This window comes from Nostoc sp., assembly GCF_036916575.1.
Taxonomy (GTDB): Bacteria; Cyanobacteriota; Cyanobacteriia; order Cyanobacteriales; family Nostocaceae; genus Nostoc.
Genome location: NZ_JBALGC010000095.1, coordinates 63,637 through 85,825, shown reverse-complemented (window position 1 = coordinate 85,825; position 22,189 = coordinate 63,637). Strand labels below are relative to the sequence as shown.

At 42.2% G+C, this 22,189-nt stretch carries 20 protein-coding genes and 1 pseudogene; 8 read left to right on the top strand and 13 right to left on the bottom strand.

Features of this window, described 5'->3' with window-relative positions; translation table 11 throughout:
* Positions 1-92 precede the first annotated feature (92 nt).
* The 6 genes from V7L29_RS20820 to V7L29_RS20795 form a co-directional block, all read right to left on the bottom strand.
* On the bottom strand, positions 93-1,220 hold the full coding sequence (locus V7L29_RS20820) for a PepSY-associated TM helix domain-containing protein (protein WP_334736681.1): 1,128 nt from the start codon (positions 1,218-1,220) through the stop codon (positions 93-95).
* Positions 1,221-1,364: 144 nt separating this feature from the next.
* Entirely contained in the window at positions 1,365-4,085 is a 2,721-nt protein-coding gene (locus tag V7L29_RS20815) for a TonB-dependent siderophore receptor (protein WP_334736680.1), read from the bottom strand.
* Positions 4,086-4,275: 190 nt separating this feature from the next.
* Positions 4,276-5,286, bottom strand: a complete 1,011-nt coding sequence (locus V7L29_RS20810; RefSeq protein WP_334690289.1) for an AraC family transcriptional regulator — start codon at positions 5,284-5,286, stop codon at positions 4,276-4,278.
* 286 nt (positions 5,287-5,572) lie between these two features.
* Positions 5,573-6,253, bottom strand: a complete 681-nt coding sequence (locus V7L29_RS20805; RefSeq protein WP_334736679.1) for a class I SAM-dependent methyltransferase — start codon at positions 6,251-6,253, stop codon at positions 5,573-5,575.
* Positions 6,254-7,924 (bottom strand): phosphatidylglycerol lysyltransferase domain-containing protein, encoded by a 1,671-nt coding sequence (locus V7L29_RS20800; protein WP_334736678.1) that lies wholly within the window; start codon positions 7,922-7,924, stop codon positions 6,254-6,256.
* Positions 7,925-8,120: 196 nt separating this feature from the next.
* Positions 8,121-9,023, bottom strand: coding sequence for an alpha/beta hydrolase (locus tag V7L29_RS20795; protein WP_334736677.1), 903 nt, complete (start codon positions 9,021-9,023; stop codon positions 8,121-8,123).
* 878 nt (positions 9,024-9,901) lie between these two features.
* Here V7L29_RS20795 and V7L29_RS20790 point away from each other — a divergent pair.
* Positions 9,902-10,123, top strand: coding sequence for a ferredoxin-thioredoxin reductase variable chain (locus V7L29_RS20790; RefSeq protein WP_334690301.1), 222 nt, complete (start codon positions 9,902-9,904; stop codon positions 10,121-10,123).
* Positions 10,124-10,128: 5 nt separating this feature from the next.
* Here V7L29_RS20790 and V7L29_RS20785 read toward each other — a convergent pair whose 3' ends face one another.
* The 5 genes from V7L29_RS20785 to V7L29_RS20765 all read right to left on the bottom strand — a co-directional run bounded on the left by V7L29_RS20785 (position 10,129) and on the right by V7L29_RS20765 (position 14,115).
* Positions 10,129-10,350: a hypothetical protein gene (locus V7L29_RS20785; RefSeq protein WP_334690293.1), complete on the bottom strand. Its 222-nt coding sequence runs from the start codon at positions 10,348-10,350 to the stop codon at positions 10,129-10,131.
* 114 nt (positions 10,351-10,464) lie between these two features.
* Complete coding sequence (locus V7L29_RS20780; RefSeq protein ID WP_334736676.1) at positions 10,465-11,256, bottom strand: YdcF family protein; 792 nt, start codon at positions 11,254-11,256, stop codon at positions 10,465-10,467.
* A gap of 129 nt (positions 11,257-11,385) precedes the next feature.
* The gene (locus tag V7L29_RS20775; RefSeq protein ID WP_334690295.1) at positions 11,386-11,892 is read right to left on the bottom strand and encodes a hypothetical protein; all 507 of its coding nucleotides are present in this window, start codon (positions 11,890-11,892) and stop codon (positions 11,386-11,388) included.
* Between the two features lie 13 nt (positions 11,893-11,905).
* Entirely contained in the window at positions 11,906-13,450 is a 1,545-nt protein-coding gene (locus V7L29_RS20770) for a bifunctional aminoglycoside phosphotransferase/ATP-binding protein (protein ID WP_334736675.1), read from the bottom strand.
* Between the two features lie 452 nt (positions 13,451-13,902).
* A complete protein-coding gene (locus tag V7L29_RS20765) occupies positions 13,903-14,115 on the bottom strand; it encodes a hypothetical protein (RefSeq protein ID WP_334736674.1) in 213 nt (70 codons plus the stop codon).
* Between the two features lie 416 nt (positions 14,116-14,531).
* Between V7L29_RS20765 and V7L29_RS20760 the strand changes: the two genes are divergently transcribed.
* Both V7L29_RS20760 and V7L29_RS20755 read left to right on the top strand, forming a co-directional pair.
* Complete coding sequence (locus tag V7L29_RS20760; RefSeq protein ID WP_334736673.1) at positions 14,532-15,149, top strand: tetratricopeptide repeat protein; 618 nt, start codon at positions 14,532-14,534, stop codon at positions 15,147-15,149.
* A 3-nt stretch (positions 15,150-15,152) separates the two neighbouring features.
* The gene (locus V7L29_RS20755) at positions 15,153-15,329 is read left to right on the top strand and encodes a CHAT domain-containing protein (protein WP_334690298.1); all 177 of its coding nucleotides are present in this window, start codon (positions 15,153-15,155) and stop codon (positions 15,327-15,329) included.
* A 157-nt stretch (positions 15,330-15,486) separates the two neighbouring features.
* Here the strand turns inward: V7L29_RS20755 and V7L29_RS20750 are convergent, their stop codons facing one another.
* Both V7L29_RS20750 and V7L29_RS20745 read right to left on the bottom strand, forming a co-directional pair.
* Complete coding sequence (locus V7L29_RS20750) at positions 15,487-16,104, bottom strand: 50S ribosomal protein L25/general stress protein Ctc (RefSeq protein WP_334736683.1); 618 nt, start codon at positions 16,102-16,104, stop codon at positions 15,487-15,489.
* A gap of 97 nt (positions 16,105-16,201) precedes the next feature.
* A complete protein-coding gene (locus tag V7L29_RS20745) occupies positions 16,202-17,545 on the bottom strand; it encodes an adenylosuccinate synthase (protein ID WP_334736672.1) in 1,344 nt (447 codons plus the stop codon).
* A 262-nt stretch (positions 17,546-17,807) separates the two neighbouring features.
* Here V7L29_RS20745 and V7L29_RS20740 point away from each other — a divergent pair.
* The 5 genes and pseudogenes from V7L29_RS20740 to V7L29_RS20720 form a co-directional block, all read left to right on the top strand.
* Positions 17,808-17,990 (top strand): annotated as a pseudogene (locus V7L29_RS20740) (IS6 family transposase); the annotation flags it as partial.
* A gap of 9 nt (positions 17,991-17,999) precedes the next feature.
* Positions 18,000-18,929: an alpha/beta fold hydrolase gene (locus tag V7L29_RS20735; protein WP_334736682.1), complete on the top strand. Its 930-nt coding sequence runs from the start codon at positions 18,000-18,002 to the stop codon at positions 18,927-18,929.
* Positions 18,930-19,209: 280 nt separating this feature from the next.
* Positions 19,210-20,088: a phosphodiester glycosidase family protein gene (locus V7L29_RS20730; RefSeq protein WP_334736671.1), complete on the top strand. Its 879-nt coding sequence runs from the start codon at positions 19,210-19,212 to the stop codon at positions 20,086-20,088.
* A gap of 147 nt (positions 20,089-20,235) precedes the next feature.
* On the top strand, positions 20,236-20,547 hold the full coding sequence (locus V7L29_RS20725) for a threonine dehydratase (RefSeq protein WP_334736670.1): 312 nt from the start codon (positions 20,236-20,238) through the stop codon (positions 20,545-20,547).
* Positions 20,548-21,140: 593 nt separating this feature from the next.
* Positions 21,141-21,491 carry a hypothetical protein gene (locus tag V7L29_RS20720; protein WP_334736669.1) on the top strand — a complete coding sequence of 117 codons (351 nt, stop codon included), beginning with the start codon at positions 21,141-21,143 and terminating at the stop codon, positions 21,489-21,491.
* Positions 21,492-22,189: the final 698 nt, after the last annotated feature.

Sequence of the window (22,189 nt, the reverse complement as noted above, 5' to 3'; positions counted from 1 at the left end):
TTTTTTGATTGGTTGACTCTTAATCGTGACCTGTTTGCTTCTTATAAAGCCAGTTTGGGCTATATTTGGGCTTGATTTTTGTTTAAGTCCCGTTATTTGGTGATAGTAGCTTTATTTACGCCGATGTGCACTAGGTTTTCTTGATAGCGATACCGCCACATCACAAAGCCAGTGATGAATAAAATTAGCGGTGCAAGCCCTACGAACACGTAGAGAATGCGCGTAGGTAATCTGCCAAAAGTACCGTAGTGGAGCGGTTCAAAAAAGTTGAGGACGCGATCGCCTAACGGTATCTCCAATATGTTATCCACTCGCAACACTTGACCACTGTACTGGTCAAGATAAACATAACTTAGCCCGTTCTCATCATCATCCTGGGGCAATTTAAAGCGAATACTCAAAGCATCTTCTGGTTTACGAGGAAAATAAATTGTCCCCAGCATCGCATTTGGGAACGTAGCACGAGCAGTTTTTAATTGGTCTGTTAGTTCCAATGGGGTTTTACCTGGAATCAGCTTAGAGACTGGTTCCGATGCTGACTTGTTGGTAAATGTCACTGCATAAATTATCGGGTTAGTGAAATCAGAGAAATTCCAGCAGAAACCAGTGAAGCCTGTAAGGGCAATAAATATAGCCGTAACAATACCTGCAACTTTGTGAATATCAAAGTTAATTCGTTTGGGATGAGCATTAAGTTTGATTTTGAAGCCATTAAGCAGTTTTCTCCAACCAGGCCAAAGCAGGATGCCTGTAATACTGAGGATACACATCAATAGGGCAGCAATCCCAGCGATCGCATATCCAGTTTTGCCTGCCAATAAACTGTAGTGGAGTTCGTAGACAACGTTGAAAAAGCGCTCGGAAAAAATTTCCTGACTGTTACCAAGAACCACTCCGGTGTAAGGGTTGACATAGAGTTCAGCCAAATCGCTTTCCTGTTTTCTGGGAACAACGATCGCGGGAGCATTTGGCTTTGCAGACATATAAATCCGATCAATTGTTACGCCTAGTTGATTTGCATAGGCTGTTTTCACCTGATTGAGGATAACTTCCACAGGTAAGCGTTCGCCACTATGAGTAATCGCTCCAATCTGACGATGCAATAAAAAATCACTAATTTCATCATGAAAGACTAATAAACTACCCGTTAGACCGATAGCGATCGCAATTAGACCTACAGCTAACCCGATATAACGGTGTAGTTTATAGGACTTACGCACACTCTACGATTCTTGGCGTTATTGGCGGTCTTGGCGGTTCGATAAATTAAGCTTTTTGGCGATTTTTGCGTAAGTCCTAGTTTAAATACAAAGTCTCGGAGTTTTTTTGAGTGCATAAACAATACTCCTTTGTATTCTATTGGGTCAAAACTGCCACGAAATTGTTCCCTGCACCGTCAGCGGCTCGCCTGGAAAGACTCTGAGAATATCAGAAGATGATTCGTAGTAATCAACGTTGAAGAGATTTTTGATACTGACAGCAGCTCGCAAGCGATCGCGTTTATAGAAAATAGAAGCATCTGTGCGAAAATAGCTCGGTAGGGTAAAATTATTATTCAGATCCCCTTCTCGTTCGCCAACATAGAAGAAACCCAAGCCTAACCCCCATCCTTCTAAACTACCAGATTGAAATTTGTAGGATGTGAACAAGCCGAAGGAATTTTCTGGCGCATTAACCAAGCGATTGCCTACAGCATAATCGTTGTCCTCGCTGATGCGAGCATCAATGTAGGCATAACCAGCTGCAATGCTCCATCCTGGCAGAATTTCACCACTAATGTCCAACTCGATGCCGCGACTGCGTTGTTTCCCAGTTTGGATAGAAAAGTTAGAATTATTGGGATCGGTTGTCAGCACGTTAGAGCGAGTTAAGTCAAACAATGCCAAAGTTGCAGAAAGTTTGTTACTTAAATCTCCCTTGATGCCCACTTCATACTGAGTTCCACTTTCTGGATCGAATAGATTGCCATTGGCATCTGTACCACTGTTAGGATTAAATGAGCGACTGTAGCTAGCGTAGAGAGAAATCGGCTGAATGGGTTGATAGACAATCCCGACCCGTGGGCTAAAAGCTTCATCAGATTGGCTAGTTTTTGTGTCTGTGATCAAATCTTTCGAGTCCTGATTAGCCCAGTCATACCGTCCGCCTAGCACTAATTTCAAGTTATCTGCTAAAGCAATCTGATCTTGAAGATAAACCCCAACAAATCCCCCTGATTGAGTACTATTACCTCTATCTTCAACAGCACCTCTGGGAGAGCCATACACCGGGTTGAACAGGTCAAGCGGTGCAGCATCGCCGGAGATATACTCAAAATTTGTGCGTTTGGTGTTATATACCTCGGTTCCAAACAGAAGTGTGTGCTTAATCGACCCAGTTTCAAACTTACCAGTCAAGTCAGTCGCTACAATAAAGCCGTTTACGGTATCATCTGTTTTTGGGTTTGGATCGTCGAAGTAAAAGCGGTCCAGAGTTCGACCATCAGGGTCAAGGCTACTACCAGCAGTAAATCCACCCCCTCCTCTTTTTAAAACTGCGTACCGAAAAACATTTCGTACTGACCAATCTTTGCTAAACTGATGTTGTAAGTCATACCCAATTCTGGCAAACAAGCCTGTCTCGAAGTCACCTGGTTCACCGATAAAGCGATTGATGGGAATCTTACCATTGGGATTGGGCAGCACCGTACCTACAGCAGGTAAGCCCGCAGAAGTTTGACTGACTGTTTTCGACACATCTCCTTCAATAGTCAGTTTGGTATTAGGGCTAATCTGCCAGCTAACAACCGGATTCACCAACCAACGATTATTACGACTAAAGTCAATGAAGGTATTTGAGTCTTGATAAAAAGCATTTAAGCGATATAGCACAGTTCGGCTATCGTTGAGTGGCCCGGAAAAATCCACTGCACCTCGGTAGAGGTCGTAACTCCCAGCGAGAAACTCAAGGTTATAGAAAGGGTCGCGTAATGGCTGTTTGGTGACAATATTCACTGCACCACCTAAAGATCCCTGACCATATAGCACAGAAGCTGGACCTTTCAAGATTTCAACGCGCTCTATATTCGTGAGATCGTTTCTAGATACAGAGCCGAAATCGATTTCTCTGACACCATTTCTGAGAACATTTGAGCCATAATCAAAGCCGCGAATAGAAAAGGCGCTTAACCCTCCTTCGTAGGAGGGATTGGAGGGGATCACACCGCTGATTGTTCTGACTGCATCATCCGGGTCGGTGATCACCCGGTCTTCAATCACCTGTCGGGGAACTACCTGAATTGATTGGGGAATATCGCGGATCGGTGTGTCAGTTCTAGTTGCAGATGAAGCATCTGGTACATTGTATCCATCTTGCTCACCCGTTACCACCAATTCAATTGGTTGATCATTTTGTGTTGATGGTTGACTTTGCTGTGTCTGATTCTCCGGTTGAGGTTGCGTTTGAGGTTTTTGTGCCGATGATGCAGCAGTTGCCACAGAAAATATCAGACCCTCATCTGGACTATCATACAACTCAACAGCAGGCAAACTTGCCTCACCTATCACCGTCACCCGGATAGTATTAGTATCAAAGTTTGTGACTGTGATTTCTGTAACCCCTTGAATTGGTTTTTCAGAACGGAATGTGAACGCCTCACCACTAAGTAAACGCAGTTGAGCATTGGGAATATCAGCGATAAAATTATTGCCAGCACTGCGGTTTGTGATTTGCAACTCTTGCCCTTTGCTAGTCTGTAAAATCACCTCCACACCTTTAGAGGTGGGATTTGCCTTAACTTCCGTCACTTGCACTAATTCAGGAGTTGGCACTGTTTCTGGTGTTGGCGACTGCACCAACTGTTGAGCACTGCTGATAAGATGCTTTATCTGCCTGAGTTGCTGAATCTTTTTAACCGGTTCAACAACCTGTCCTTTAGTAATTAGTTGAGTAAAGTCTGCACTAGCCTCAGTTGATGCTGTAATAGAAGCAGTTCTTGTACTTTGCGCCCAAACAGGTTGAGCAACAAGTGACATCAAGACACTCGTGATGCATCCAGATAAACTGACAACAAAAGATAATAAATTAGGCGATCGCTGAACCTTCATAGCTCCTCACACATCAAAAAGCCAATACCCTCTTTGGCAACTCATCAAGGAAAACTTCCTCTTTGACTCACAAGTTGTTGAAATGAATTAGCAATTAATTAAGTTATACGGAGCATACAGGATTTCAGTGACTATTTCCGCTCAAAGAAGACCGCTTGTAACTCAAAAAAGACCAAATGTTTGATAAATTTCAAAGAGCAGGCTTTTCTCCTAAGCGACAGGCGCTAGGACTAATGCTAAACTTGCGTTTGAAAGCCACAGCAAAATGCCCACTGTTGACGTAGCCCACTATATTTGCTACTGTAGCTACGCTCAACTTACCTTCATAGAGCAACTGCCGCGCTTTCTCCATACGATAATTATGTAGGTAGCCAAATACAGTTGTGCCAAAAATCTCACGAAAGCCTCGCTTGAGCTTGTTGTGATTAATTCCAGCTTGCTTTGCCAAGTCTAATAAAGATGGCGGATTATCCAAATGCCGCAGTAAAATTTCTTTAGCGTTATAAATGCGGTCAATATCAGTAGACTTGAGGTTTGTGACCAAATTTAAACCCTGTTCGCGCTTGACGGTTTGCTCTAGATACAAAACTAATAATTCTAGGGCTTTGCTTTCCAGATACCGTTGTTTCATCCATCCCCGATAAGGGCAAGTTAGAATCTGCCCAATTGCTAGCTGCATCGCTGGAGTCGTTGTTCCTAGCAGATTGAAATCTTCCTGTTTGTTTCCTTCAATCAAATTTTTTAACTGCAATGGCAGAGAGTCAAGCTGGGCGCTACCATAGGATTTGAGGAAAGAAGGCTCCATACAAATCTGGACTCTGAAGATTCGTTGGTTAGCAGGCCATTCTTCTGTCTCCATAGCAGAGCCAAATCCGAAACAATTCTGTCCGCTAATTTCGTGGAAGTAATCGTTTGTCTTGTGAATCACTACTCCAGCATCGCCGCAAATAAAAAATGTCAAGACTGACGCCGTCCATCCTTCTTCATAATCATCACAACGAATAAATTCTCGGCATTTAAATTCCCGAACGCGAAGCCAGAACCCATCCTGAAGCCAAATTAATCGCCTGTATCCTGTCCCTAACTGCTTAGGGTAATCAAAGATATCGTCGAAGTCGTCTGATTGGTATAAACGATGGGTATTCTGCCAGCTTTGCTCCCATAGTTCATCATAGTCTGAGGATGAAAGAGTAATTGTCATTGTTGCAGTTAATTAAATCTTTCTCAAGTTTATTGAAAAATAATCTCATATTTTTTATGACTATTAGAGCGAAACGTAAACGTATCGCTATTCTTGTAACGGGTTAGCCCCAATACGTTTAGGTTAAGCCCAAAAAATATATTGCGTAGGTTGGGTTGAGAATCAAACCCAACATTTTCGGGCATTTGTTGGGTTTCACTACTACAATTATCCTTAACCCAGGTCATTTACTAGCAAACCTGCTACCTCAATAGTGGGCGTTTGGTCTTCAAATTGCAATGAGGTGTTATGGAATTGCTGACGATTTTTGCCATACTGCTGAATAACGCCAGAATATATGCTTTCTAATCTTTGCGCCCTTGAGTGACTTTGTATAAATTCGTTGTGCTTGCGATAGAGTCAGATACTTGTCTGTACGAAGATGTTCTTTCATTGCGGCGACTGATTCTGGCGATTGCTTGATATGTCTATTCTTAAAGGTCTGAAATATCCAATTCAAGGGGACAGCAAGGAAATCGCTCATTTTATCTTGTATACTTTCATGCTCTAGCAAGTCTAGAATTACAAGCTTACCACCCGGCTTCAAGGCAGTTTGCAAATTGTGTAATAAGTTCTCTAATGGCAAATGATGAACAGTTGCAATAGACACAATTGCATTAAATTGCTTTACTGGAAACTCCCATTGCAAAATGTCAGCAACCTGATAATCTATTTTCGGATGCTGTCGAGATTTTTGTTTAGCAACTTCTATCATCTTGGGAGATAAATCTATTGCAATAACTCTATCAGCACGTTTAGCTAAAAGACGCGAGAATAAACCAGTTCCACACCCAATATCAAGAACATTTTCACAGTGGGCTGGTAACTGTTTGAGTAAAAAATTGTGATAGTGACTATTGTGATTCCAACCTTCTTGCTCATGCAAAGCAATTCGGTCAAAATCATTCTGAATTTTTTGAGTCCACATTTAGGCTCCGGGTTTGAAATAATCGAAGAGGCGATCACCTGAATCTGCGCGAATTAATGCTACAACTACATCTGGTAAGGCAGCTAAACTGGGATAAACCAAATAACGTGGTTCCCAACGAGGGCGGAATTTCTCTCTGTAGGCGTGCAGTCCCTTGAAATTGTAAAAGCGATTCAAATGCCCGTAAAGATAGTGCAATACTTTCTCCAAGCGGCGTGATTCTGGGTTGTCTCCAACTCCTGCAAGGGCAGAAAGACCGAAGTTAAAGCTGTCGTAGCCACCCTCTTTAAAATGTTGAAGCAGGGAAATAAATAGAAAGTCCATTGTGCCATTTTCGAGGGACGCGCGATGTCGCATCATGTCAATAGTGGCTTCGTTGAGTTGGTACTCCTGGAGAATGTTGGCAAAGGCGCTGATCTGACCTTCAGGATTATGCACCACAGCAATCTCACACTCTCGGAGGTAAGCTTCGTCAAACCAACCCAAAGAAAAGTGTTTTTCCGAACCTTGTACCATTTTCAGCCATTCATCACTTACAGATTTGAGCTGGTGCAATAAATCATTGGCGATAGGTGGTTGGTAAAACTCGATTTGGTATCCTAGCTTAGTTAAACGACTGATTGATGGTCTAAAGTTTTTACCGGCTTTACCTTGTAAGGTAAAACTTTTTAGGTCAACGATCGCTTCTTCTCCAATCTTGAGTACTTTTAACCCCAATGACTTGTAAAGTGCAACATCATCGGGTAAAGTTTGGTAAAAGCCAGGATACCAGTCGTTGCGCTGGCAGAACTGTTGGAAAGCAATAATTGTCTCTTTACGGTCTTCAATGGGCCCTATGGGGTCTCCTAAGGCGATCGCACCCCGTCCTTTAGGAACATAAGCAATTACACTATTACCCGAAGGACTGAAATAATAACTTTTATCATTTAACAGTGTGAGTGCTGCTAAAGAAGAGCGTCCATATTGCTCGACAATTTCTTTAGCCTTTTGCCGCTCATTTGGGGTTACTAGATTCCGCCAAAACACAGGTTGCAACAGCATTACCATTGCATATGTAATAGTAACTGCGGCAATAATATAGATAGAATTAGCAAAAAATTCTCCAAATCGACTTTTTGGTTGCAGTCCCCAATTATCCTCAGTGAAGAACATCGCTAAAGTCTGAACTACAGCTTCACCCCAATTAAAGTTTTCGGAGAACTTGCCGTCTAACAAATAAAATCCAATAGTTCCGTATGCCAAGGTAAATAATAAAGCGCTGATCAGCACTCGAACTCCCCGTGCGATCGAAGGACGGTCTGATTGTGCTGTGAAAAAATGGCGCATCAAGATTAATTGCAGTAGCAAAACTCCAGAGAGTAGACTTTCTTCATAGTCCAGTCCCTTCAGCAAGTGGCTGAAAATGGAAATCACTAGTAAACCAATGGTAAGTAACCAGGCTATTCTTTTTCGGCGTAATAAGTTAGTAGCAAGTGTGAGTAAAACAAACCCAGTCAGCGCTGCAAATAAATGACCACTGGCCCGAATATCAAATGGTAAAAATTCTTTCAACCAGTGATTTCGCCCATCCAGGTTAGGTGTCACTGCTGACAACAAATTTACTACTCCGACTAAACCTGTAAGGAAAGCCGCACTCCAAAGTCCAATCTGAGTTTTTAAATTATTGCTCATTAGTCTAAAAGTATTAATTAGGAGTTAGGAATTTTGGCTTTAACACTCTCTTTATGGACTCTAGTAAGAAATAAACAGTTTTATCGGCTGTGTTACTTATACAGATTAAGTTTTAATATTTTGGTCTTTCTATGTTGTACCACAAGGGGAGCGGTAGAACCTGAGTTTTCAAATTTTAACTTCTAACTCCTAACTCTTAACTCCTAACTTTTTTAAACTGTTCACCTACATACAAGAGCGAATCTTTGAGATGTTTGTGAAAGTAGTTCCAGCCTACATCTGCACCAGACAAACCATGACCTCCAGGAAATGCATAAAATACGTGAGCAATGCCTAATTTATTTAAGGTTTCGTTGAAGGCTTTGGTAGAAGCCAGCAAATTACTATCGTTCAGACCCGCATCTAGGTAGACACGTAATCGCTTCCTATCTTGAACTGGTAGCTCTTGGACAATTTGTTGGGGACTATTTTGTGAACCGCTATTATCGGTAAAGTAACCGCTATGGCTAAACAGAATGTGAAAGTTGTTGAGATAGCGTAACCCAATATTAAAAGCCCCCCATCCCCCAGAAGACACACCTCCCAGCGCCCAAAACTGGGGTTCTTCTAAAGTGCGGTAGCGCGACTTGACAACTTGTACTAATTCTGAACCAATCAAAGTCCCCACTTTGCCATTTGGGCCATCAAAATAATCAGGATCATACAAAGGATTGGAACCCCGATTATCATTGCCATCAGGTGTAATCACAATCGATGGCGGTAATTTTCCACTTTGATAAAGTTCATGCAGTATATCTAGGACTGCATACTTATCAGCATAAGCACGGGCATCATCATGACCCCCGTGCAGCAAGAATATCACAGGGTAGCGCTTTTGCTGATTTTTATTATAACTAGGGGGTAAAATCACACCGTAGTTACGGACTGCACCCATCGCTTGGGAGTTGAAGGTTACTAATTGAAACTTTAATCCAGTATTTGCCTCTTTTTGGGGTGGGTCTAGTTGTGGCGCACCTAAGATGAATACATAATAATAACCAGCCATAGTCAGGAGTGCGATCGCTCCTACCAAGCTAATTAAAAATTTAGAAATCTTCATATTTTTTTAGCATTGAAAAAAATCATCTCCATTAGAACTTACTATATAGCGTTTCTCAGTTGAGTCCAATAGAGACCTAACCCCCAACCCCTTTTCTAAAAGGCTGTCCATTACCCGGATCTTTCTTAACATTTGCGACAGTAATTGCTCACAAAATCCCGAAGCCTTAAATCTACGTTGTCTATTCTCAATAAACTTGAGTTTTTATCGAGAAAACTAAGGGCTAATTTGTCAAGTCAAAAAGAAAATAAAAGCCTTGTGAGCTTTATAAAACAATGGTTTCAAGAGTGTTAAGAAAGATGTGGGTAATGAATCGCCTCAAAAAAGAGATATCAGAATTGCATACAAACCAGTGATCCCTATAAGGAAGATAGCACCCTAACCAAGAGTGTATTCGATAATAACAGCGCCTTTGCTATGCACAAAAATTGGTGAGAGAGTTGACCTGGGGAACATCCTAGAGTGAAGATAAAAGGGTTAGATATCTTGTCAAAGTACTAAGCACATCTGATATCGCCTGATTTCCTTTGGTTTCGCCGTTTTTGACGGAAAGACGGAGGGTAAGGACGATACTTATTAACGCGGCAAAAAACTTAAAAAAGTACGCACGGACTGCTAAGACGTGCGGCAGTCGCGACAACGGGGGAACCTCCTCCGGGTGACACTCCTTCTCTGCGAGACGCTACGCCAACGTCGCTAACCGGAGCTTTCGGAGTCTCGCCTGAGCGCTGCCTTGCCTGGACGCAGAGGGTTAAATACGCCGTCTTATCCCTATGAAGCGTCAAGAAATAGCTGATTAAATCAAATTTTAAGCGATTTAATCATATATTTTGTAGCAGATACTTGTGGAAAAGCAAATGCTAGGTGTAAATGTTGTTATGAAAGTTGGCGATCGCGTCCGCGTTAAAGATTCGGTAGTAGTGTATCATCATCCTGAACATCGGAATCAGGCTTTTGATATCAAAGGCACAGAAGGCGAAGTTGCAGATATTGCCACCCAATGGCAAGGCAGACCCGTAAGCGCTAATCTGCCGATTTTAGTTAAGTTTAGTAAAAAGTTTAAAGCCCATTTACGTGAAAATGAGTTAGAAATCATTTAAATGACTCATCGGCGGCGAAACCACTGGAAAATATTCAGTTCGCCGCGCATTCTTTTAAGTTCTTGGCGGTTCTGCTCTGCTGTTGTATAATACCATTCACAATAACGCTGAAACTCTGACCGTGACCGAACTTCGTCGTAGAACTGGTGGGTTGTTTGGTAAGCGGCAAAAGCTTCCTCAACTTGGGGTTGAGGGGATGGAATAATATAGGGTAAGTTTTTAGGCATAATATTAATTGAGTTAGGAGAGACGCGATTAATCGCGTCTGTACAGGAGTTTGGAATTCAGACAATTACTACATTTCATAATTAATAATTAATAACTCATAACTTATAACTTTATTAAAGCCAACCGCGTAAGTGATAAACTAAAGAACCAATGTACTCTTTTAAAGCGGTGGTAAATTGGTGTAAGTTGTCGGTATCAGGTAATAAATTTAGTATAGCGGCTTTGGGACTATTGGTGAGTTCTTGCAACTCACCCTCAGTAACCAGAAAGTCAGTCGGTGCAGGAATAGCATTAATTCCTTGACGTTGAAAAATCTGAAGCGATCGCGGCATATGCATTGCCGAAGTAACTAATAATACTTGACGGATGCCACGAGATGACAAAATTTTTCGGACATTTACTGCATTTTGATAAGTATTCAGAGAGTCAGGTTCTTGGACAATCGCCTCAGATGGAATACCAATAGATGTGAGTATTGTTGCCATATCTGCCGACTCTGGTGAACCACTTCCACGCCAATCAATCCGGCCTCCGCTAAGAATGATTATAGGCGCTCTTTTCTGGCGATATAGTTGTGCAGCATAAATCACGCGGTCGCCTGATTCACTCAAATCGACGGTAGGTCTTGGGGGAAAGGCTGATTTAGTTGCGCCACCCAAAACCACAATCGCTTCTGTAACTGGTATTTGGGCGGGTGGAAGATTTTGCCATTCTAGCGATCGCACTAATGATTTAGCAATCCAAGCATTACTACAAAATAGCAGTAAAATTAGGGCAAAGGCAATTGCGATCGCCGCAGTGCGCGGTTGTTTCCACAAAGTTACTAATGCTACTACCAAGCTCAGGCAGGCTAATCCTAATGGATAAAAAAATAGTGGCAGTAATTTGGATAGGTATAAAAACATATTGAGGAATGGGGACTGGGAAAGAATTATTTGAATTCTAATTCCTAATCTCTAATCTTCAATCTCCAATCCCCAATTCCTACTACCCAGTCCCCAGTCCCCATTCCCCATTTCTCAATCCCCAATTCCCTACTTTTCCCAAAATCTGAAATTGAAACTACTTCCAGCAGTGCGACGGTAACGACGGGCGGTTCTTCTTGTTTGCCGTTTGTTGAGCCTCTCGTTCGTTGGTTCAACTTCACCCTCTTCTGACTCTTCAACTTGCAACTGAGTTCTAGTTGCTTCCTTACTTCCCCACCAAGCAGTAATCCAGCCTCCGGCTAAAGCGCCTATTCCACCTAGCAAGATACTCATGGGTGCTGGATACCCCAAATATACAAAGCCTAGCATGAAAAATAACCAGTATTTCAATCCTGTATCGACACCATCAGAGGAGGCTACTGTTGGAGCTTGGGCGCTATTATTGGTTACATTTGTGATCCAGCTTAAGATGAAACCCCCCATGATACCTAAGAAGATGCCCAGGGCTGGTGCAGAGCCGGTCATTATTAATATAAATGTTAAAAATGCCCCAAATAACAGTTGAGAAAAGAAGCTGGGAGAAATACTGAATAAGTCGTTTTTTTTGTCTGCCATAGGGTAAAAAAAGCTATTCAGGAATTACTGTTTTTAATTGTGCCTGTTGTGGCTGAGTTGTATCCCAAATCTTTACATAAGGTTGTTCCTCTTCAGTGAAAGGTTCAGCTTGTTTGATTTGTGAGGTTAATAAATCGGCGGTGGCATCAGCAATATCACCAGTGCGATTGTTCAAACGCTCTTTTAGAACTTCAAGCGGTGCTGTGCATTGGATAATCTGAAGGGGAAGTTGATGCTTTATAGCTTGTGCGATCGCTTCTTGCCGTAATAGTTGTTTATCATACTTGGCATCTAAAATTACCGAAAAACCTTGTTTAGCCAGGATAATCCCCAATTCCAATAGCCGTGTGTAAGTTTTCTCAGTCATCTCAGGTGTATACAAATCATCGCCACCCTTTTCCCACAGGGAAATTCCCCCTAAGTGTTTCCGCACCGCATCAGAACGGAGGTGAATCGCTCCCAGTTGACGGGCTAAATACCTTGCTGTGGTACTTTTACCAGAACCCGACAACCCCGACATTAAAATTAGTTGTCCCAGCTTTGGTTTAGTGTAGTCCCAAGCCTGTTTGTAATAGTCAGCGGCGGTTTTTGTCGCCTCTTCCTTTTCTGTCGCGGGTACACTCGGCTCGTCTAACAAAAATGAAGTTACTTTTGCCCGGACATAAGCCTGACGGCTTAAATATAAAGGTAGCACCTGTAAGCCTTCCCAGTCTCCAGTTTGCTCTATATAGGCATTCAAAAACGCATTACCCAAGTCTTGACGCTGACGGGCTGACAAATCCATCACCGTAAACGCCACATCGTACATCACATCGACAAAACGAAACAGTTCATTAAACTCAATGCAATCGAACAATAAGATTTTATCGTGCCACAGGGCAATATTTCTCAGGTGTAAGTCTCCGTGACATTCACGAATATAATTGTTGTGAATTCTGCTAGCAAATAGTTCTGGACGTTCAGCAAAAAAGTTATCTGTATATTGCTTTGTTTCTGTAAATTGCGCCTGAGTCTGGGGGCCACCAATATACTTCTCAGTTTGCTGATAATTCTCATCAAAGGCAGCCCAAACTTTTGGCACTTCGCCAAAAGTGCGAATGTAATCATTCGTCTGTGCTTCGGCATGATATTGAGCCACCACCCGTCCTAACTCATCTAGGAGTGTCTCATTTAACTTACCCTGTTCAAAAAGTGTACTTAATAGTGACTCTTGAGGAAACTGACGCATCTTTAGCACGTATTCTACAGCCTCAACCGTTCCCCCTAACTGATATTGCTCTCCTACCAAAGTTATAGGCAAAACTTCTAAATACAGTTCACCAGCACCCCGCTGATTTAAGCGTAACTCTTCCTGACAAAAATGCTGCCGCTTATCTAAGGTGGAAAAGTCCAAAAAGCCAAAATTTACAGGTTTTTTCAGTTTATAGGCGTAATCTCCAGTCAACAGCACATAAGAAATGTGAGTTTGAATTAGTTGAATAGGTTCTGTAACCGGATGGGGATAAAATCCCGGCTGCAACATTTGTTCAATAAAAGCTGGAAGAGTTACTTCTGTCATCTCTTTGCTCTGCGCTCTCTGCGCCTCTGCGGTTCAAATACAAAAAAACCAGGAGTTCCCCCTGGTATCATCAAGAATTATTACATAGTTTACCAATTGAGTGCTGATAAGCTAATGCGCTTACATATTGCGCTATTTTCTATGAAGACTGTCATTAGTCATTGGTCATTGGTCAATTGAGAATGGTCAGGACTTACGCAAAAATAACGTAATTTCGTCATTACGAGCGATAGCGAAGTAATATTATGTCCGGCTAATCACTTATGATTACGTATCTGTGCAAAAATCCCAAAATCCTCTTTCCCCCTGCTCCCCTGCCCTCTAAATGATAAGTCTTTAACAGGACATGATATAATCCCCCCTGATGCTGGGATTGCTTCCCTACACTTCGTTTCGGTCGCAATGACAATATCGGCGTTGCGTAAGTCCTAATGGTGCAAGATATCAGCATATCAAGGAGAACTCGTTTTGGAAGCTTCTGGACTGCGAATGATGATATGTCCTTTCTCACTTTCTTGAATAGCCAACATCGATGGAATCTCACCAGGTTTTGCGTTTGAGGGTAATGCTCGAAACAGATAAATCCAGCCGCCACGTTCTAGGAATAAGCGCCAGACTCGCGGTTGCTGTGGATTGGTGATGTCATTATCTTCTCTGCCTCGCAAATGTCGAATAGACCACGATGCCTCCGGCGGGCTATGCCAACGCCAATAATGCGATAACCTTTCAAAGATGGATCTGCAAATATATCATCAAGTTTGCGTTCCACAGCAAACTTTTCTTCAGGTGTAATTAAATACCCCTAACCATTTTGACGTTCCTAACGACAGACACGATGTTAATAACAAATATCGCAATATTAATAAGGAATATTGCGATGTTAATAACAAATATCACGATATTAATAAGAAACATCACGATGTTCATCACAAACATCACGATATTAATAAGAAACATCACGATGTTCATCACAAACATCACGATATTAATAAGAAACATTGCAATGTTCATCACAAACATTACGATGTTGGTAACGACAGCTTCTAGACCCAATTGAAAACAGCTACCTCTGCGCTATTCTATGAAAAAAATTTTCACCAGTCTTTTGGCTGTGGGCGTTTATCTAACGCCTATAACAATAATGCTAATGGCTCAACCCACCTGGGGACAAACTCAAAACTCCCAAGCGCAAGAAGCAGAAAGACTGCTTGAGCAAGGGATAAAATTGACACAGCAACAGGAACATCAACAGGCAATACAAATATTACAGCCAGTTCCAACTATGGCACAGGAACTCAAAGACCAAAAACTAGAAGGAACTGCACTGGTTTGGCTTGGGTCTAACTACGACGATTTAGGAGAAAAGCAAAAAGCACTCGATTTTTTCAACCAGGCTCTGCCCCTTTCGCGTGCTGTGGGCGATTGCACAGGTGTTGCTGTCACCTTGGGTAATATTGGTATACTCTTTCAAAGTACAAATCGACCAACCCAAGCTATTACTAATTTAGAGCAATCTCTCCAAATCAGCTTAGAAATGCGCCGGGGTTTACAACGGGAAAATCGCCAAAAGTTTTTACAAGAAAATGATGGAAGGGCAACTGCCTTAGTCGATGTCCTGATTAATCAAAAAAATACGCTCAAGCCTTTGAATGGGTTAACCTATTCACTACAGCCGACCTTGCTGATTATACTCACCTGATTAATGGCAAGTTTATGGGCGGTTGATGATGAAGCGACTCAGCAATTAATGATTCAATTTTATCAAAACCTCAAGCAAGGCATGACCAAAAGAAAAGCTTTGCAACAAGCTAAGTTGAAGCTAATTAAAGACCATCCTTTTTATTGGTCGCCATTTGTCTTGATTGGTGATGCACGTTAAAGTAATTCGTAATTAAGTGCGTTAGGCTAAAGCCATAAACTGCGTAGATTGGGTTGAGCGTTGAATTGGTATTACTTCTGTCATCTCTTTGCTCTGCGGGTTTAAATACAAAAAACCAGGAGTTTCCCCCTGGCTATCATCAAAAATTATTACACACTTACGTAGCTTCAGAAGCTGTTTCACTCTCTAACTCAGCTTCATCCTCAGCAGCAGCGCTGATTTGAGGCTGCGAGACGCTAACTACGACTCGCTCCGTATCACCAAGAACTGTGACACCTTGAGGCAAGACTAGCTCGTGAATACGTAAGCTATCTCCGATTTGTAGGTTAGAGACATCAATTTCAATTATTTCAGGGATGTTTTCCGGCGCACAGCTCACTTGCAACTCAGTGATAACAGTGTCTAAAAAACCACCTTCTTGTTTAACACCAACAGCATTTCCCAGAAAACGCAGCGGTACTTCTACAGTGGTGTCGCCGTGGCCCGCAACTGCAAAAAAGCTGAGGTGGTAAGGCGTACCTTTTGCGGGATGGATCTGAAGTTCCCGCAACAAGGTTTTGCCACGCCAAGGTACATCAGTAATGTTTAACTCAATCAATGTATTGTTGACAGAAGCTCTCTTGAGCAAGCGCTCAACAGTTTTGGCATCAATAGTCAAAGAAATTGACTCTGTACCTTTGTGACCGTACAAATTGGCAGGTATCAATCCAGAACGGCGCAAGGCTTTTGGCTTGCTGCCTTCTGGACGTTTTTGAGATTCGACTGTAATAGCCATAAAAGTTGTCCTTTGTCCTTTGTCATTAGTCATTAGTCATTAGTCATTAGTCATTAGTCATTAGTCATTTGTCCTTTGCTAATGACTAATGGCCAATTTACGCACTGAGCAAAGTAGCAGGTGTGCCATCGGGGTGCAATAAAGCGCGTTTGGGGCCGTGGATGGGGTCTTCTACAATTATGGTTTGATCACGGCTTGCTCCTAGTGAGACGATCGCGATCGGAACTTCCATTAATTCGGCTAAGAATTTTAGATAGTCCAGTGCTTGCTGTGGCAAGTCTTCTAGGGTGCGGCAGTGAGTTGTTGACACTTGCCATCCTGGTAAGGTTTTGTAGATGGGGCGACATTTAGCAAATTTACGAGAACTGGTGGGGAAGTGTTGGCTACGTTGGCCATCTATGTCATAGGCGACACAAACTTGGATTGACTCTAATTCATCGAGGACATCGAGTTTAGTGAGCGCCATACAATCCATGCCGTTAATCCGCACGGCATAGCGACCGATGACAGCATCAAACCACCCACAGCGGCGTTTGCGTCCGGTGGTTGTGCCAAATTCGGCACCGCGATCGCACAATAATTCTCCCAACTTTCCATCTAATTCCGTGGGAAATGGCCCCTCTCCCACACGGGTTGTATAGGCTTTCGACACCCCAATTACCCGGTCAATCATTGTCGGCCCTACCCCTGTGCCAACGCAAGCCCCCCCTGCCACAGGGTTAGAGGAGGTGACATAGGGATAAGTTCCGTGATCTAGGTCAAGGAGCGTACCTTGTGCGCCTTCAAACAAAATATTGCGCCGTCGCCCAATTGCATCGGATATTTTCAACGATGTATCAACAACGTAAGGTCGCAAGCGTTCTGCATACCCCAAATACTGTTCAATCACCTCTTTTGCATCTAGAGGCGGCAAGTTGTAAAGCTTTTCTAAAATGACGTTTTTATAATTAATCGTCCACTCCAATTTCTCACGTAGTCCATCGGGGTTCATCAAGTCTAAAACTCGAATGCCTGTACGTTCAGATTTGTCAGCATAAGTCGGCCCAATGCCCCGACCTGTTGTGCCGATCTTATGGCTTCCCCGTCGTTCTTCCGATGCCTGGTCAATCAACCGATGATAAGGCATCGTTACGTGGGCTGTCTCAGATATCAGCAGGTGGTCAGTGGAAATATTTAATTCTTCTAGTTGGTCGAGTTCTGCGATCAAAATCTGTGGATCGATGACTGTTCCACAGCCGATAATGCAATCGGTATTTGGATACAAAATACCAGAGGGAATCAAGTGCAGCTTTAAGGTCTGACCTTTGACTACAATCGTGTGTCCAGCATTGACACCCCCTTGGTAACGTACCACAACATCTGCCGAACGGCTGAGTAAGTCAGTTATTTTACCTTTTCCTTCATCGCCCCATTGGGCACCTATGACAATGACGTTAGCCAAGAGCTTATATTAAGAAGTAAAGTTTCCACAATCTATAATTATTAACATATTGCTTGAATCATGTCAAGCTTATTGCGGATATTCCTTTTGGTGGTCTGTTCCAAGCTGAACGCACCTTTGAAGTGTAAGGTGCGGGGGTAAATAAAAATTTATTCGCAATGGTACACCTACCCTAAAACCAAAGGTTGTGTTGCAAAAACTGGTGGCGATCTGGGAAAATTAGCATTTGTACCTATTACCGCTGGCCCAACCCACCTCGTCCATGAACCCCAAGCACCCCTTTAAGTGGCGTCATTTCCAATCTGACATCATCTTGCTGTGCGTGTGTTGGTATCTGCGCTATCCCTTGAGTTACCGCAACTTGGAGGAGATGATGCTGAAACGGAGGCTTAGAGTAGACCATACAACGGTGTATTGTTGGGTGCAGGTTTATGCTCCAGAACTAAAAATAACCATGAAAAAACTCATCCTCTGGCTGATCTTCGTCATTCTGGTGCTATGTGGATTGGTGGGTTACGCTGCTTTTCATAGCCCAGCGTCTGCTTCAAGCTGCGCGATCACCACCCGTTTTGCCCCTATTAGCAATGGAACGTTGTCCTACAACCAGGTCGGCACCGGACAACCGATCTTACTGCTGCATGGACTATTTGCCAGCAAAGAGCAGTGGAACAGTATGATGTGTCAGTTGTCTGAGGCGGGCTATCGAGTGATCGCTCCCGACTTACCGGGCTACGGCAACAGCACTGGGTTCGCAACGAAGGACTATGCCCTGGAAAATCAGGTTGCACTGCTGTACCAGTTAACGAATCAATTAGGAATTCGCTCCTTTAATGTGGCAGGGAGTTCAATGGGGGGAGCAATCGCCACCCTTTATAGCCAGCGTTACCCGGAACAGTTGCGTAGCCTTGCCTTTATCGGTTCACCTTTAGGTGTGACTGATTGGGCTTCGAGCGTCAGAAATTCCATCTTTGACGGCATAAACCCCTTTATTCCAATCACCAAAGAACAGTTTGACCTGGAAATTAGCCTGCTGTTTGTCACGCCTCCCACCATCCCTGATTCTGTTAAAACAGAGAAAGTGAACGACTACATCACTCGTAACCGTCACTATCAACAGATTTGGGACATCGTGAACCTGTACGATGACGTTCTTTGTCAGTGGCGATCAACTCAGCTTCCGACCCTTGCTATCTGGGGCACAGAAGACAAGATATATGACATTCGTGGAGCTGATCGGCTGCAAAGCTGTATTCCCGGAAGCCAAGTGATCCGATTACCAAAAGCAGGACATCTGCTGCTAATCGAAAATTCAGAAGAGGCAACTGCGGATTACTTAAGATTTCTCAATATGTTTCACTCTAAAAGCACATTGCCAATGTCTTAGACAATATCTTTGCTTTCTTTACGAGTATTGACATAGAGAAAAACCTGGATTATGCACGTCTTTTTTTGCCTGATAGCAAAAAACTGAGCCAATAAAATTTGCAAAAGTTTTCGTAGAAGTAATTTTTACTGTCCTGTACGTCTGGGTCAGGGTTCTACATTTTGCCTAATACTCTTTGCCGCGCTTGTCTATTGACTGTTTCGGCAAAAGCTAAACTACCTCTATTTTTGGCGAAGGTATTGTCAGATAGAAGTCCTGCTAACTGCAAGTGAGTTTAAAAGTGAGAAAAATTAAACTACTAGGTTTGATATTAATTAGTTTGGCAATGGCGTTATGGTTTAATTTGCGTTCCTCAACACTGTCAATACCGACTGTTGCATCTTCACCACCAAAAACTATCCGCTACTTCGAGCGCACTTTGCCCCAAAGCATAGCTCACATCCTGTTGATTCCAGCTAATAGCGAATTTTTGGTAACTCCTGCATTATCACAGAAGCTAGCCACCGTAGAGGAATTTGCCCAGAAGCATCGAGCCATAGCTATTTTGAACGCAGGCTTTTTTGACCCAGCCAACCAAAAATCGACATCATATATTGTCCTACAAGGGAAGTTGGTAGCTGACCCCAAGCAAAACGAGCGGCTGGTGAACAATCTCAACTTAAAACCTTACCTGAGTCAAATTTTCAATCGCTCAGAATTCCGCCGCTACTTATGTGAGCAAACTATCCGCTATTCGATTGCCCTACACAGTGAGTCACCACCAGCAGGTTGTCAATTAGTCGATGCTATAGGTGCTGGTCCACGCCTGTTACCAGAACTCACCTTAGTAAAAGAGGGCTTTGTGGATAATGCCAATAAACGAGATGCACTTGGCAGCAACCAACCCAATGCCAGGACTGCCGTGGGTATCACCCGTGATGGCAGCGTTGTTTTAGTTATGGTGGCTCAAAAACCCTTGGCTCCCGCTAACTCTGGGGTATCCTTGCCAGCATTAGCTGATTTTATGAAAACTCTTGGGGCTGATAAAGCGATGAACCTGGATGGCGGGAGTTCGTCTTCGCTTTATTACAATGGCAAAACCTTTTACGGGAAGGTTGATTTGGAGGGAAATCTTATCAAGCGCCCCGTGAAGTCAGTTTTGCTGGTTCAGGAAAACTAGAGACTGTGGGAATTGAGCAAAAAATATGACACTTGCGTAAGTCCTAGTTGAGCTACACCTACCCACTAGTAGATTTTTACCATAGGATCAATCCCCCTGATCGCAATTGAGTCACAATGATAATAGGCAATCATTGAAGGTGCTGTCATGCTTCGTCTAACTCAAATTATTCGGAATTTGTTCCTTCGTTTTGAAGGCTTGTTCGGTGTTTTATTCCAAAGTTTTTCTAATTTTGTCGGAAATTTATTTGGTTTTTTTGCCAAGCTTTTTGGATTTACTAAGTCTGATTATTTCTTGGAATCTGATCAGACACAAGGCATAAAGCAAGCTTCTGCTAAACAGCCAATTGAAACGAATCAGGATAACACTTCTAAAATTCCCGCCACTAACCGCCGTTGTCCTAATGCCAAACTTGACAACTACTACCTCAACATGGCTCGTGATGTGAAAAAGAACTAATAAAAGCCATCAATTGGAGGGTAATCTTAGCAATGCCTAGACACAAAGCAGCTTGTCGTTAGACATCGCTTACAGTAGATGCTTTGCACCATCACACTTCCAATTTTCTTAAGTAGCTATGTCTCAGATTAATAGCTACTATTTTTAAGGGGAGAATTTCAGCGCCAACGCTTAGAGCGAGTCCTCGTACTCATGCAAAGAAGCAAGCTAGCAAGAGCGTCTCGTAGAGAGCATCAGGGGGTTTCCACGCCACTTCCTTCAACAGGGGGAACCTCCGCAACGGAGTGGCTACCCATGAGCGACTGGCGTGGGTTAGGAAGGATCAAGCCTTTACAATCCGTAAGGAAATTAATTAAATAATTATTAAAAATATATACACCCCTCAATTAATGCCTGAAACTCTTTAATAATAAATAAAACTATTAAAAAAATATTAGCACTCTTGGCTTGTTAGTGCTAATTTTTGACTGAAATTTAATGCTTATGATATAGATCAAAACTATACTTTTTCTAGATGCTTTAGTTAGTTGTCAGACATTATTTTAAAAAAACTAAAGCTTTACTGTAAGTAATTTAAAACTGGGAGTACTAGCATGAAATACACTTTTGATATTGTAGGAGTATCTCCACTTTGGCAGTTTTTTAATTACCAACAGCAAAATGGGCAAAAACTACCCCACCAAGGCGTGGAATACTTGGGAATACATAGGTGTACACTAGATACGTTTCTAGAATCAGTAGAATCAGTTCCAACAAAGTGGGGTTGGAATCTGGATCAAGTAGTAGATACCGTGATTCAGTTTTGGTTGAACAACTCAGACAGTATTCGTTATTGGAAAGTACGTTTAAGTGATGCTGGTAAGGATAATTTACTAGTCGCAAGATTGGCGGATATAACCGCCTTACAAGCTGAATTTGAATCCTTACTAGATAAGGAGTGGTGAAGAGATAGGTAGAATTGAAGAAGAATTCAGGAGCGGAGCAGCAGTTGCTCCGCCAAAGCGTCAAAATCAATTGTTACAAATGGTGTTTCCATAATTATAACTATAAATATATTGGAAAAATATTAACTATTTTATAGCAATTAGTCAAGATATTCTAAATTCAAAAATTGCATTATGCATTGTCCCTATAACTATAGTATAAACTTCATAATAATTCATTTTTTCATATTTAAAGATACTCGAATATTTTAAGTATTTTAAACTAACTATAAAAAGACTAAATGCTCCTAATATGGTTTTACTAATCGCACTTATAAAAAATTAAGAGTGTGCCCGCGCCTATTAATCTTACGCACGTTATTGTTCATTTTCTATTGAGCTTTCAATAGTATTTTTTCAGACACTAATGTTAATTTTACCACTGATACTGACTTTACTTATGTGTATACATACAAATCATGCAAACCCAATAATTGCCAAACTTTCTGGTTGAGCATTGTTGTGTCCTGGAAACAATTGTAAATTAAGGCTTTGAGATTCATTGCCTCTGAAAATTCCAACTTAGTAGGTCTAAAATATAGCGCTCAGTGTTGACAATCTATAAATAATCGAATAACAAGGTGGCAGCAGCATTAAAAAAAGCGTTAGTGCATTCCTACCTAGAAACTAATTAACGTTCTTGATGAAACTTCATACGG

Excerpts from the sequence above, each read along its gene's own strand:
- V7L29_RS20770 (WP_334736675.1), bottom strand. The coding sequence starts at position 13,450 with ATGACAGAAGTAACTCTTCCAGCTTTTATTGAACAAATGTTGCAGCCG.
- V7L29_RS20795 (WP_334736677.1), bottom strand. The coding sequence starts at position 9,023 with ATGAAGATTTCTAAATTTTTAATTAGCTTGGTAGGAGCGATCGCACTC.
- V7L29_RS20750 (WP_334736683.1), bottom strand. The coding sequence starts at position 16,104 with ATGGCTATTACAGTCGAATCTCAAAAACGTCCAGAAGGCAGCAAGCCA.
- V7L29_RS20725 (WP_334736670.1), top strand. The coding sequence starts at position 20,236 with ATGCTTCGTCTAACTCAAATTATTCGGAATTTGTTCCTTCGTTTTGAA.
- V7L29_RS20805 (WP_334736679.1), bottom strand. The coding sequence starts at position 6,253 with ATGTGGACTCAAAAAATTCAGAATGATTTTGACCGAATTGCTTTGCAT.
- V7L29_RS20735 (WP_334736682.1), top strand. The coding sequence starts at position 18,000 with ATGAAAAAACTCATCCTCTGGCTGATCTTCGTCATTCTGGTGCTATGT.
- V7L29_RS20815 (WP_334736680.1), bottom strand. The coding sequence starts at position 4,085 with ATGAAGGTTCAGCGATCGCCTAATTTATTATCTTTTGTTGTCAGTTTA.
- V7L29_RS20760 (WP_334736673.1), top strand. The coding sequence starts at position 14,532 with ATGAAAAAAATTTTCACCAGTCTTTTGGCTGTGGGCGTTTATCTAACG.
- V7L29_RS20780 (WP_334736676.1), bottom strand. The coding sequence starts at position 11,256 with ATGTTTTTATACCTATCCAAATTACTGCCACTATTTTTTTATCCATTA.
- V7L29_RS20810 (WP_334690289.1), bottom strand. The coding sequence starts at position 5,286 with ATGACAATTACTCTTTCATCCTCAGACTATGATGAACTATGGGAGCAA.
- V7L29_RS20775 (WP_334690295.1), bottom strand. The coding sequence starts at position 11,892 with ATGGCAGACAAAAAAAACGACTTATTCAGTATTTCTCCCAGCTTCTTT.
- V7L29_RS20755 (WP_334690298.1), top strand. The coding sequence starts at position 15,153 with ATGGCAAGTTTATGGGCGGTTGATGATGAAGCGACTCAGCAATTAATG.
- V7L29_RS20800 (WP_334736678.1), bottom strand. The coding sequence starts at position 7,924 with ATGAGCAATAATTTAAAAACTCAGATTGGACTTTGGAGTGCGGCTTTC.
- V7L29_RS20785 (WP_334690293.1), bottom strand. The coding sequence starts at position 10,350 with ATGCCTAAAAACTTACCCTATATTATTCCATCCCCTCAACCCCAAGTT.
- V7L29_RS20790 (WP_334690301.1), top strand. The coding sequence starts at position 9,902 with ATGAAAGTTGGCGATCGCGTCCGCGTTAAAGATTCGGTAGTAGTGTAT.
- V7L29_RS20720 (WP_334736669.1), top strand. The coding sequence starts at position 21,141 with ATGAAATACACTTTTGATATTGTAGGAGTATCTCCACTTTGGCAGTTT.